Here is a 12213-nt window from a genome sequence, read left to right on the forward strand (position 1 = left end):
ATCAGCATCGCCATGCTCACGAGCGGCCCTTGACACCCCCAGCCCCGCCCTAACTGAACGGCGTTGCGGCTAGACCTCCTTGACGGACAGAGCCTCCACCAAGACGGACGTCACCAGCTCCACCTGCCACGGCCGCGCACCGTACCCGGCAAGCGCAGCCCCCACAGACTCGGCATCGACAACCGCCGGCGGCTCCCAGCAAACCCGCCGAACCGTATCCGGCGTGATCAGGTTCTCCTGCGGCATGTTGAGCTGCTCGGCCAGCGCCGAGATCCCCGCCCGGGCCGCGGACAACCGAGCCGCGGCAACAGGGTCCTTGTCGGCCCAGGCCCGCGGCGGCGGCGGCCCGGTCACCGGCTGCCCCGGCTGCGGCAACTGCGCCTCGCTCAACGCCTTGGCCCGGTCAACGGCCGCCTGCCACTGCTCCAGCTGCCGCTTGCTCATCCGGTGTCCGAAACCGTTCAGCGCGGCCAGCGCGTGCACGTTGGCCGGAATCGCCAGCGCGGCCTCCACGATCGCCGCGTCCCCGAGCACCTTGCCGGGCGAGACGTCCCGCCGCTGCGCGATCCGGTCCCGGGTCTGCCACAGCTCCCGTACGACGGCCAGCTGCCGCCGCCGGCGCACCTTGTGCATGCCGGATGTACGCCGCCAGGGATCCTTGCGCGGCTCCGGCGGCGGGGCCGAGGCGATCGCGTCGAACTCCTGGCGGGCCCACTCCAGCTTGCCCTGCCGGTCCAGCTCCTTCTCCAGCGCGTCGCGCAGGTCGACGAGCAGCTCGACGTCCAGGGCCGCGTACCGCAGCCAGGGCTCCGGCAGCGGCCGGGTCGACCAGTCGACGGCGGAGTGCCCCTTCTCCAGGACGAAACCGAGGACGCCCTCGACCATCGCGCCGAGGCCGACCCGGGGGAACCCGGCGAGCCGCCCGGCCAGCTCCGTGTCGAACAGCCGCGTCGGCACCATGCCTATCTCGCGCAGGCAGGGCAGATCCTGGGTGGCGGCGTGCAGCACCCACTCGACGCCGGACAGGGCCTCACCGAGGGCGGACAGGTCGGGGCAGGCGACGGGGTCGATCAGAGCCGTCCCGGCGCCCTGGCGGCGCAGCTGCACCAGGTAGGCGCGCTGGCCGTAGCGGTAGCCGGACGCCCGCTCGGCGTCGACGGCGACCGGGCCGGAGCCCGCCTCGAAGGCGGCGATCATCCGGGCCAGGGCAGCCTCGTCCGCGATCACGGGCGGAATGCCCTCACGTGGTTCCAGCAAAGGGATCGGCGCCTCCGTAGCAGAAGATCCGTCGTCGTCCGGAGGAGCGCCTCCGGTGGTTCGCAGTGAGCTGTCTGCTGCGGTCTCGTGGGCGTCGGTCACCTGTCAAGGGTATCCATGTATGGACAGCGCCCGCCGACGGAACGTTCCGTCGGCGGGCGCCCGGGGGTCGCAAACCAGTCAGGTCGGGGAAGTGGCGGGTTCACGAACCGTGAGTGACATGTACGGGATCCGCGGTCGGGCCCGTACACGTGAGTGAATGATCACAAAGGGTCACCATGGAGCGGCTCAGTGGATGATTCCGGTCCGCAGCGCCACCGCGACCATCCCGGCGCGGTCACCCGTGCCGAGCTTGCGGGCGATGCGGGCGAGGTGGCTTTTCACGGTCAGTGCGGACAGGCCCATCGAGACGCCGATCGCCTTGTTCGACTGGCCCTCGGCGACCAGCCGCAGTACCTCGACTTCGCGGCCGGAGAGTTCGCGGTAGCCGCCCGGGTGGCTCGGGGCACCCGGGGGGCGGCGGTGCAGGCGTGCGGCGGCGCCGATGGGGGCGGCGCCCGGACGGGTGGGGAGCCCGACATTGGTGCGGGTGCCGGTGACGACGTAGCCCTTCACACCGCCGGCGAGCGCGTTGCGCACGGCGCCGATGTCGTCGGCGGCGGAGAGGGCGAGCCCGTTGGGCCAGCCCGCGGCGCGGGTCTCCGACAGCAGGGTGAGGCCGGAGCCGTCCGGCAGGTGGACTTCGGCGACGCAGATGTCGCGGGGGTTGCCGATGCGGGGACGAGCCTCCGCGATGGACGAGGCCTCGATGACATCGCGCACACCGAGCGCCCACAGGTGGCGGGTGACGGTGGAGCGGACGCGCGGGTCGGCCACGACCACCATGGCGGTCGGCTTGTTCGGGCGGTAGGCGACCAGGCTTGCGGGCTGCTCGAGGAGAACGGACACCAGGCCTCCTGGGGTGCGGGACGGGGCCGGCTCGTGGGGGTGAAGCCGGTACGAACCGTGCTTTCAAGGTCACAGTCGTCTTCGGCACCCAACCCGTCCGCCTTTAGAGAATGATCACGAATCGGTGATAACAATCCGTGCAATTCGGACATGCGGTCGATCATTCGAAGGTCGAACGGTTTCGGTCTGCGTCGGTACGCGGTCGAAAGTGGCCGTATCGACAAAGTGATTCGGCCAAGAGGGGGACGCAGGTGTGATCGTCGACAGGGCAGCGTTGACCGCCCCGTACAGGTTCGATCAGTACGGGGTCGGAACAGGTTCGATCAGCGGGACTGCGGGCCCCGCCGCTGGGGCAGCGTCACGACCGACGCGTCCCCCGGCGCGGCCGGCGGCAGCCCCGCGACCTGGGCGAGCAGATCGCACCAGGACGCCAGGTGCGCGGCCGTGTCCGGGACCCCGCCCAGGCCCTCGCGCGGCGTCCACGAGGCGCGGATCTCGATCTGCGAGGCGGCCGGGCGCGCGGACAGACCACCGAAGTAGTGCGAGCTCGCCCGCGTGACGGTGCCGCTCGGCTCCCCGTACGTCAGCCCGCGCGTCTGGAGCGCACCGGTCAGCCAGGACCAGCACACCTCCGGCAGCAGCGGGTCCGCGGCCATCTCCGGCTCCAGCTCCGCGCGCACCAGCGTCACCAGCCGGAACGTGCCCTGCCAGGCCTCGTGTCCCGCCGGGTCGTGCAGCAGCACCAGCCGGCCGTCGGCCAGGTCCTCGTCGCCGTCGACGACCGCGGCCTCCAGCGCGTAGGCGTAGGGAGCGAGCCGCCGGGGCGGGCGGGTCGGCTCGACCTCGATCTGGGGCCGCAGCCGCGCCGCCGTGAGCGCGTCGACGGCGGACCGGAAGGGGAGCGGGGCGGTTTCCGCCTCCCGCCGGTCTTTCTCGGTGTCCTTCGCTTCGTCCATTCCGCCAGCGCCGTCCGACAGTCGTCCCTGAGCCGCAGCCATGCCGGAAGATTACGGGGACCGGAGCCCGGGCGCCGGGCTAGACACCCCGCGCCCGTCCAGGGGCTGAATCACGCCCATCGGGGGCGTGCGAAACTTGGCCCGTGAGTGCCAACGACGCCCCCCGGGCCCAGCAGCCGTCCGCCTCGTACGACTCAGCCTTCCTCAAGGCCTGCCGGCGCGAGCCCGTGCCGCACACGCCGGTGTGGTTCATGCGGCAGGCCGGGCGCTCACTGCCGGAGTACCGCAAGGTGCGCGAGGGCATCGGGATGCTCGAGTCCTGCATGCGGCCCGAGCTGGTCACCGAGATCACCCTCCAGCCGGTGCGCCGGCACGGCGTCGACGCGGCGATCTACTTCAGCGACATCGTCGTCCCGCTCAAGGCCATCGGCGTCGACCTCGACATCAAGCCCGGCGTCGGCCCGGTCGTCGAGCGCCCGATCCGCACCCGCGCGGACCTCGCCCAGCTGCGCGACCTGACCCCCGAGGACGTCTCGTACGTCACCGAGGCCATCGGCCTGCTCACCCGCGAGCTCGGCGCCACGCCTCTGATCGGCTTCGCCGGCGCCCCCTTCACCCTCGCCAGCTACCTCGTCGAGGGCGGCCCGTCCCGCACGTACGAGAACGCCAAGGCGATGATGTACGGCGACCCCGAGCTGTGGGCCGACCTCCTCGACCGCCTCGCCGACATCACGGCCGCCTTCCTGAAGGTGCAGATCGAGGCCGGCGCCTCGGCGGTCCAGCTGTTCGACTCCTGGGCCGGTGCCCTCGCCCCCAGCGACTACCGGCGCTCGGTGCTGCCGGCGTCGGCGAAGGTCTTCGAGGCCGTGGCCGGTTACGGCGTCCCGCGCATCCACTTCGGCGTCGGCACCGGCGAGCTGCTGCCGCTCATGGGGGAGGCCGGCGCGGACGTCGTCGGCGTCGACTGGCGCGTCCCGCTGGACGAGGCCGCCCGCCGCGTCGGCCCCGGCAAGGCACTCCAGGGTAACCTCGACCCGACGGTGCTGTTCGCCACGACGGAGGCCGTCGAAGCGAAGACCCGCGAGGTCCTGGACTCGGCGAGGGGTCTGGAGGGGCACGTCTTCAACCTCGGCCACGGCGTCATGCCGTCGACGGACCCGGACGCACTGACGCGGCTGGTGGAGTACGTGCACACGCGGACCGCCCGCTGACGACAGACGGCGCCCGGCCGGTCCTACCAGCCGGGCCGCGCCCGCCTGCCGAAGAGGATGCCGCGCGGCTCCGGCGGCGGCGGTGTGCCGGGGCGCAGCGGCCAGGCGATCAGCAGGCCGGCGAGGAAGCCGACGACGTGCGCCGCGTACGCCACCGTGCCGGCGTCGGAGATGCCGCCGCCGGAGGAGTACACCGCCTGGAGCACGAACCACAGGCCCAGCACGGCCCAGGCGGGCAGCCGCAGCGGCAGGAAGATCAGGAACGGGACGAGGACCCAGACCCTGGCCCTCGGATAGAGCACCAGATAGGCACCCAGCACCCCGGCGATCGCTCCGGACGCGCCGATCAGCGGATCGGCCGACGCGTTGTTCAGGACCGCGAAGCCGTACGACGCCGCGTAGCCGCAGACGACGTAGAAGAGCAGGAAGCGCAGGTGCCCCATCCGGTCCTCGATGTTGTTGCCGAAGATCCACAGGAACAGCATGTTGCCCAGCAGGTGCAGCCAGCTGCCGTGCAGGAACATCGCGGTCAGGACGCTCAGTTCCGGCGACTTGTCGTAGGGCGGCGGGCCGACCACGCAGCCGGCTCCCTGCCGGCCCACGCCGACCTCACCCGTGGGCACCAGCCGGGGCATCTGGTGATGGATCAGCTCCCGTGGCACCGCCGCGTACTGGTCCAGGAACGCCTGGAGGTGGCACAGCTGGGCCAGGCTGCCCTCGCCCACCACGGAACCGGCCATGCCGGGAGTGAGCAGGAACACGGCGATGTTGGCGGCGAGCAGCGCGTACGTCACCCAGGCGGTGCGCCGCGCGGGGTTCACGTCATGAACGGGGATGACCACGCCACACGTGTGCCCGGGGCGCCGCCGGTGAATCGGTCCTGCCGGTGAACGCAGCCGTCCGGGCGTGCGTATGTGTCGGCAACCGCCCGCGGCGCGGGGAAGGCGGGTCGCGGGGCCGACGTGAGGAACAGGCGATGAACGACCGAGTTACTCCTGCGATGCACGCCCTGCCCGACGGCGAGGCGGAGCTGACGCTGGTGGTCCGGCTGCCGTGGGAGGACGTGGCCCGCCTCGGCCAGGAGGCCGGGCGGCTGGCGGCCCAGATGCGGCGGCCCGTGACGCTGGAGGAGGCGGTGAGTCACCGGTTGCGGTCGTCCAGGATCGCCGCGCATGCGAAGCCGGCGGGGGAGCAGCCGCCGGCGGTTTCGGCCTCGGCGTCGGTGTCGTCGCTGCCGTCTCGGCCGCCGGCGGAGCAGGCTCGGCAGGCGATTGACCGGATCAACGGTACGGCTGGGACTGCGTAGGGCTTCGCCGTAGGGGTGCGGGTTCGTTGCCGGGTGCGGGGCCGTTGTGGGCGTTCGCGCCCACGCGGCGGAGCCGCAGATTGACACAGCCCCGCGCCCCTGACCCCCAACCGTCCCTTACAAGGAACTGCGCACCTTTGCCGCCGCCTTGCGGGCCGCTACCAGCACCGGGTCCCAGACAGGGGAGAACGGTGGGGCATAGCCCAGGTCCAAAGTGGTCATCTGTTCCGCCGTCATGCCCGCCGTGAGGGCGACCGCCGCGATGTCGACTCGTTTGCCCGCGCCCTCCCGGCCGACGATCTGGACGCCGAGGAGGCGGCCCGTGCGGTGTTCGGCGAGCATCTTGACCGTCATGGGGGAGGCGTCCGGGTAGTAGCCCGCGCGGCTGGTCGACTCGATGGTGACCGCCTCGAAGCGCAGGCCCACGCGGTGGGCGTCCTTCTCGCGCAGTCCCGTGCGCGCGATCTCCAGGTCGCAGACCTTGCTGACCGCCGTGCCGACCACGCCCGGGAAGGTGGCGTAGCCGCCGCCGGCGTTGGTGCCGATCACCTGGCCGTGCTTGTTGGCGTGGGTGCCGAGCGCGATGTGCCGTTCCTGGCCGGAGACCAGGTCGAGGACCTCGACACAGTCGCCGCCCGCCCAGATGTTCTCGTGCCCGCGCACCCGCATCGAGCGGTCCGTGAGGAGGCCGCCGTGGGTACCGAGGGGGAGGCCGGCCTCCTTCGCGAGCGTCGTCTCGGGGCGGACGCCGATGCCGAGCACCACGACGTCCGCCGGGAAGTCGCGGTCCTGTGTGGCCACCGCCCGTACCCGCCCGTCGTCGCCCGTGAGGATCTTGGTGACCTCGGCGTCGTTCACCATCGTGATGCCCAGGCCCTCCATGGCCTCGTGCACCAGGCGACCCATGTCGGGGTCAAGGGTCGACATGGGCTCGCTGCCGCGGTTGACGACCGTCACCTCGTAACCGCGGTTGATGAGCGCCTCGGCCATCTCCACGCCGATGTAGCCGGCCCCGACGACCACCGCCCGGCGGCCACGCGTGCGTGCCAGCGTGTCGAGGAGCGCCTGGCCGTCGTCCAGCGTCTGCACGCCGTGCACCCCGGGAACGTCCATGCCGGGAATGTCCGGCCGGATCGGCCGGGCACCGGTCGCGATCACGAGCTTGTCGTACGGCGTCCAGGACTCGGCGCCGGATTCGAGGTCACGCGCGCGTACCCGCTGCCGGTCGGGGTCGAGCTCTGTGACCTCGGTGCGCAGCCGCAGGTCGATGTCCCGCGCGCGGTGCTCCTCGGGTGTGCGGGCGATGAGCCGGTCCCGGTCCGGGACGTCGCCGCCCACCCAGTACGGGATGCCGCACGCCGAGTACGACGTGAAGTGGCCGCGTTCGAACGCCACGATCTCCAGCTCGTCGGGGCCCTTCAGACGGCGCGCCTGCGATGCCGCGGACATCCCCGCGGCGTCGCCGCCGATCACGACCAGTCGCTCCCTGCGCGTACGGCTCATGTTCATGCGAACACGCTACGGGAGCACGGCATTTCAGTCCTGCTCGTCAGGAGTCCGCGCGGGCGGGGACTGCGGGGCCGGACGGGCCGTCGGCAGCGGGCCCAGGGCGCTCGTGGCGGGTGCGGGGCGCGGGCGGCGCGGGAGGCGGGGGCGTACGACGCGCAGCCACAGCAGCGCGAGCAGGGCGGCCACCGCCGCGAACGGCAGGACCGCGCCGAGGGCCACCGCGAGCCAGCGCAGCATCGTCACGAACGCGTTCCAGCCGCCCGCGAGCGCGTCCACGAACCCCGGGTCGTCGTCCTTCGCCTCCTTCTTCACCGGAGTCTCGGACAGCGACAGGGTGATGGTGGCCAGGCTCGTGCGGTCCTTCAGGGACGCCTGGCGCGCGAGGAGAGCCTCCAGGTCGGCCTGGCGGGTGCTCAGCTCGCCCTCCAGGGTCACCACGTCGCTGAGCTTGGTGGCCTGGTCCATCAGCTCGCGGATCCGGGCCACACTCGCGCGCTGCGACTTGATCCGGCTCTCCACGTCCACGACCTGGTCGGTGACGTCCTCCGCCTTCGCGCTGCGGTCGAGGAGCTTGCCCGCCCCCTCCAGCCCGGTGAGGACCTGGTCGTACTTCTCGACGGGCACGCGCAGCACGACGCGGGTGCGCTCGTGGCCCTCCTCGTCCCGGGTCGTGGTCTCGTTGCCGACGTAGCCGCCCGCGTTCTCGGTGCCGGCGCGGGCCTCCTCCAGGGCCTTCGGGACGTCCTTGACCTGCACGGTCAGTGAGGCCGTGCGGATGATGTGGGCCGTGGGGAGTTTCGCCGGCGCGGTCGCCCTGGCTCCGCTTCCGGCACCGCCGGGGGCGGCCTCGTCCCCGACGGCCTTGTCGTTCGCGTGCGGGGCGGCGACTCCCCGGTCGGCGGCGGAGCTGCCGGCGGAGTCCTCGCCCGCGCCGCTGCATCCGGTGAGCGCGAGGGCCGCGGCCAGCAGGAGCGTGGCGAGGGCCGGGACGGGGCGGCGTGCGGGTCGTCGTGTGCGCATGTGGGCTTCCCCCGGGGATCGGTTCGGCTGACGCTTCTTCGACGCCCGGGCGGGGCCGAACGTTTGGTCCGGGACGGTTCCGATGCGGTCACGGTCGGGACTCGTGAAGGACACCGGGGCACGGCGGCGCTGTCAGTGGGGTCTGAGAGGCTGGGGGCATGCGCGAAGTTCAAGCCCGTACGGGCACGGGGCAGGTCGTCGTCATCGGGGCGGGCATCGCGGGACTGGCCGCCGCGCACCGGCTGCTGGAGCGCGGGGCGCGGGTGACCGTGCTGGAGGCTTCCGACCGGGTCGGCGGCAAGTTGCTGCCCGGGGAGATCGCGGGCGCGCGCGTGGACCTCGGCGCCGAGTCGATGCTGGCCCGCCGCCCCGAGGCGGTGGCGCTCGCCCGGGAGGTGGGCCTCGCCGACCGGCTCCAGCCGCCGGCCACCGCGACGGCCTCGATCTGGACCCGGGGCGCGCTGCGCCCGATGCCCAAGGGACACGTGATGGGCGTGCCCGGCACCGCCGCGGCCCTGTCCGGCGTGCTGTCCGACGAGGGACTCGCCCGCATCGACCGCGACGCCGAACTGCCCCGCACGGAGATCGGCGACGACGTGGCCGTCGGGGAGTACGTGGCGGCGCGCCTCGGCCGCGAGGTCGTCGACCGCCTGGTGGAACCCCTGCTGGGCGGCGTCTACGCGGGCGACGCGTACCGCATATCGATGCGCTCGGCCGTCCCGCAGCTCTTCCAGGCCGCCCGGAGCCACACCTCCCTGACGGCAGGGGTCCGCGAGATCCAGGCGAAGGCGGCCGCCGCCCAGCAGACCGGCCCCGTGTTCATGGGCATCCAGGGCGGCGTCGGCACGCTGCCCCGCGCGGTGGCGGAGTCGGTGCGGGAACGCGGGGGCGAGATCCTGACGGGGGCGCCAGTGACGGAGCTGAGCCACAGCGCCGACGGCGGCGGATGGCGCGTGGTCACGGGTGAGCGGGTGCTGCACGCGGACGCGGTGGTGGTCGCCGTCCCCGCGCCCGCCGCCGCCCGGCTCCTGGGCACCGAGTCCCCGGAAGCCGCCGCCGAGCTCGGCGGCGTCGAGTACGCCTCCATGGCCCTGGTCACCCTCGCCTACCGCCGCGCCGAGACGGCCCTCCCCGAGGGCAGCGGCTTCCTCGTGCCGCCGGTCGACGGGCGCACCATCAAGGCGTCCACTTTCGCCTCGCAGAAGTGGGGCTGGATCGCCGACGAGAACCCGGACCTGGTCGTCCTGCGCACCTCCGTCGGACGGTACGGCGAGACGGAGGTCCTCCAGCGCGACGACACCGAGCTCGTGGCCGTCTCCCGGCACGACCTGAAGGCGGCCACCGGTCTGGACGCCACACCCGTCGCCACCCGGGTCACCCGCTGGGACGACGGCCTGCCCCAGTACCCCGTCGGCCACCACGCGCGCGTGGCCCGCATCCGCGAGCACGTGGCGAAGCTCCCGGGGCTCGCCGTGTGCGGCGCGGCGTACGACGGCGTCGGCATCCCGGCGTGCATCGCGAGCGCGTACGCGGCCGCCGACCAGATCCACGGTGACCTGCGGGGTGTGCAGGAGCTCACCGCCCACCCGGTGCAGAGCCTGCACGGCGGAGCGGGAGAATGAGGAGCATGAGTGACGACGCCTCCACCACGGCCTCCAGCGCCCAGCCCGACCGCATCCCGAACAAGGGCAAGCTGGCCAAGGACCTCAACGAGGTCATCCGCTACACGCTCTGGTCCGTCTTCAAGCTGAAGGACGTCCTCCCCGAGGACCGCGCCGGGTACGCCGACGAGGTCCAGGAGCTGTTCGACCAGCTCGCCGCCAAGGACGTGACCATCCGCGGCACGTACGACGTCTCGGGCCTGCGCGCCGACGCCGACCTCATGATCTGGTGGCACGCGGAGACCAGCGACGCGTTGCAGGAGGCGTACAACCTCTTCCGCCGCACGAAGCTGGGCCGGGCTCTCACGCCGGTGTGGTCGAACATGGCGCTGCACCGCCCCGCCGAGTTCAACCGCTCGCACATCCCGGCGTTCCTCGCCGACGAGACGCCACGCAACTACGTGAGCGTCTACCCCTTCGTGCGCTCCTACGACTGGTACCTGCTGCCCGACGAGGACCGCCGCCGCATGCTCGCCGACCACGGCAAGATGGCCCGCGGCTTCCCGGACGTGCGCGCCAACACGGTCGCCTCGTTCTCCCTCGGCGACTACGAGTGGCTCCTCGCCTTCGAGGCCGACGAGCTGTACCGCATCGTCGACCTCATGCGCCACCTGCGTGCCTCGGAGGCCCGCCGGCACGTCCGCGAGGAGGTCCCGTTCTTCACGGGCCGCCGCAAGGACATCGCGGAGCTGGTCGCGGGTCTGGCCTGATCAGCGGAGCGGTCGTTCGGCCCCGGGCTGCTCCGGGGCCGCCGAGCGCGGCTGCGGCTGCGGCTTGGGTTCCGGACGCGCGGCGCAGTCCGCACCCCGTCCCGGCAGTCGGCCCTCCAGCAGATACGCCTCCATGTGGCCGTTGACGCAGGCGTTCGGGCCGCCCGCCAGGCCGTGCGCGCCCGCGTCCCGCTCCGTCACCAGGACGGAGCCCGCGAGGCGGCGGTGGAGTTCGCGGGCGCCGTCGTACGGCGTGGCGGCGTCCCGCTCGGCGGCCAGGATCAGCGTCGGCGGCAGTTCGCCCGGCCCGGTGCCGACGTCGAGCGGGCGCTGCCGCGGCCCCTCCCAGTAGGCGCACGGCAGGTTCGTCCACACGTTGTCCCAGGTCTCGAAGGGCGCCACCCGCGCGAGCCGGGTGTTGTCCCGGTCCCACACCTCCCAGTCCGTCGGCCAGGGGGCGTCGTTGCACTCGACGGCCACATAGACCGCGCGTGAGTTCTCCGCCTCGACGGCGGCCTCCGGGTGCTGTTCCGCCTGCTCGACCAGCGGTCCGGGATCGCCCCTGAGGTAAGCCGACAGCGCGTGTGCCCGGTGCGGCCACTGGTCGTCGTAGTACCCGGCCTGGAGGAACGCCCCCTGCAACTGCCCCGGCCCGACCTTCCCACCGGCCGGTTCGACGGCCAGCCGGGCCCTCGCGCGCTCGTAGCTGCGCCGCACCTCCCGCGCGGTCCTGCCCAGCCCGTACACCTCGTGGTGCCGGGCCATCCACTTCCGGAAGTCCCTCCAGCGGTCCTCGAACGCCGCCGACTGGTCGAGGTTGTTGCGGTACCAGATCTGCGCCGGGTCGGGGTCGACCGCCGAGTCGAACACCATCCGCCGTACGTGGGCGGGGAACAGCGTCGCGTACAGGGCCCCGAAGTACGTGCCGTACGACGAGCCCATGAAGGTCAGCCGTTCCTCGCCGAGCGCGGCGCGCAGCACGTCGAGGTCGCGGGCGTTGTTCAGCGAGTGGTAGTGCCGCAGCGCGCCGCCGGCCCGCTCGGCGCAGCCGCGCGCGTACGCCTTGGCCTGCGCGATGCGTTCCTTCTTGTACGACTCCGAGGGGTGCGTCGGCGACTGGGTGGGTCCCTTGAAGAACTGCTTGGGGTCCTTGCAGGACAGTGGCGCGGAACGGCCGACCCCGCGCGGGGCGTAGCCGACGAGGTCGTACGCGGCCGCGATCCGCTTCCACTCGGGCAGCAGGCCGACGAGGGGGAAGTACAGGCCGGAAGCGCCCGGGCCGCCCGGGTTGTAGACCAGGGCGCCCTGCCGGCGGACCTTGCGCTTGCTGTTGTGCGGGTCCTTGTGCGTGGCACGGGCGCGGCCGACGGCGAGCTCGATCTGCCTGCCGTCGGGCTGTGCGTAGTCCAGCGGGACGGTGACCGTGCCGCACCGCATGCTGCCGGGGAGGTCCTGCGCGTCTGGGCACGGGCCGAAGTCGATGCCGGCCGCCTTCGCCCGCGCGGCGGCCACCGCGGTGCCGCGCAGCTCGGCCGCCGCCTTTGAGCCGTCGGAGTCCGGGGCGGCGGTGAGGGCGCTCAGCAGCAAGGACCCTGCTGCCGAGTAGAGGAGGGCGGCTCTCATCGCGAATCCCTT

Annotated in this window: 11 protein-coding genes; 4 read left to right on the plus strand and 7 right to left on the minus strand. The window is 72.8% G+C overall.

What is annotated here, in order from left to right; all coding sequences use genetic code 11:
* Positions 1–69: 69 nt before the first annotated feature.
* The 3 genes from AOQ53_RS16570 to AOQ53_RS16580 form a co-directional block, all read right to left on the minus strand.
* Positions 70–1359, minus strand: a complete 1290-nt coding sequence (locus tag AOQ53_RS16570) for a ribonuclease D (protein ID WP_078945343.1) — start codon at positions 1357–1359, stop codon at positions 70–72.
* A 186-nt stretch (positions 1360–1545) separates the two neighbouring features.
* On the minus strand, positions 1546–2205 hold the full coding sequence (locus tag AOQ53_RS16575; protein ID WP_059418103.1) for a helix-turn-helix transcriptional regulator: 660 nt from the start codon (positions 2203–2205) through the stop codon (positions 1546–1548).
* A gap of 323 nt (positions 2206–2528) precedes the next feature.
* Positions 2529–3203 carry a DUF3000 domain-containing protein gene (locus AOQ53_RS16580; protein WP_078945344.1) on the minus strand — a complete coding sequence of 225 codons (675 nt, stop codon included), beginning with the start codon at positions 3201–3203 and terminating at the stop codon, positions 2529–2531.
* Between the two features lie 101 nt (positions 3204–3304).
* Here AOQ53_RS16580 and hemE point away from each other — a divergent pair, with 101 nt between their 5' ends.
* A complete protein-coding gene (gene hemE / locus AOQ53_RS16585; protein ID WP_059418105.1) occupies positions 3305–4372 on the plus strand; it encodes a uroporphyrinogen decarboxylase in 1068 nt (355 codons plus the stop codon).
* A 23-nt stretch (positions 4373–4395) separates the two neighbouring features.
* On the opposite strand, the gene AOQ53_RS16590 is transcribed toward hemE, so the two are convergent.
* Complete coding sequence (locus tag AOQ53_RS16590) at positions 4396–5214, minus strand: rhomboid family intramembrane serine protease (protein ID WP_059418107.1); 819 nt, start codon at positions 5212–5214, stop codon at positions 4396–4398.
* Between the two features lie 134 nt (positions 5215–5348).
* Between AOQ53_RS16590 and AOQ53_RS16595 the strand changes: the two genes are divergently transcribed.
* Positions 5349–5678 carry a hypothetical protein gene (locus AOQ53_RS16595; RefSeq protein WP_078945345.1) on the plus strand — a complete coding sequence of 110 codons (330 nt, stop codon included), beginning with the start codon at positions 5349–5351 and terminating at the stop codon, positions 5676–5678.
* A gap of 117 nt (positions 5679–5795) precedes the next feature.
* On the opposite strand, the gene AOQ53_RS16600 is transcribed toward AOQ53_RS16595, so the two are convergent.
* A complete protein-coding gene (locus AOQ53_RS16600; RefSeq protein ID WP_059418109.1) occupies positions 5796–7187 on the minus strand; it encodes an FAD-dependent oxidoreductase in 1392 nt (463 codons plus the stop codon).
* Positions 7188–7214: 27 nt separating this feature from the next.
* The gene (locus AOQ53_RS16605; RefSeq protein WP_059418113.1) at positions 7215–8207 is read right to left on the minus strand and encodes a DUF4349 domain-containing protein; all 993 of its coding nucleotides are present in this window, start codon (positions 8205–8207) and stop codon (positions 7215–7217) included.
* A 158-nt stretch (positions 8208–8365) separates the two neighbouring features.
* Between AOQ53_RS16605 and hemG the strand changes: the two genes are divergently transcribed.
* Both hemG and hemQ read left to right on the plus strand, forming a co-directional pair.
* A complete protein-coding gene (gene hemG, locus AOQ53_RS16610; RefSeq protein WP_059418114.1) occupies positions 8366–9829 on the plus strand; it encodes a protoporphyrinogen oxidase in 1464 nt (487 codons plus the stop codon).
* Positions 9830–9834: 5 nt separating this feature from the next.
* A complete protein-coding gene (hemQ, locus tag AOQ53_RS16615; RefSeq protein WP_059418116.1) occupies positions 9835–10578 on the plus strand; it encodes a hydrogen peroxide-dependent heme synthase in 744 nt (247 codons plus the stop codon).
* Here hemQ and AOQ53_RS16620 read toward each other — a convergent pair whose 3' ends face one another.
* Positions 10579–12201 (minus strand): alpha/beta hydrolase, encoded by a 1623-nt coding sequence (locus AOQ53_RS16620; protein ID WP_059418118.1) that lies wholly within the window; start codon positions 12199–12201, stop codon positions 10579–10581.
* Positions 12202–12213 lie beyond the last annotated feature (12 nt).

It is taken from the genome of Streptomyces azureus, assembly GCF_001270025.1.
In the GTDB taxonomy this organism is placed as follows: Bacteria; Actinomycetota; Actinomycetes; order Streptomycetales; family Streptomycetaceae; genus Streptomyces; species Streptomyces azureus.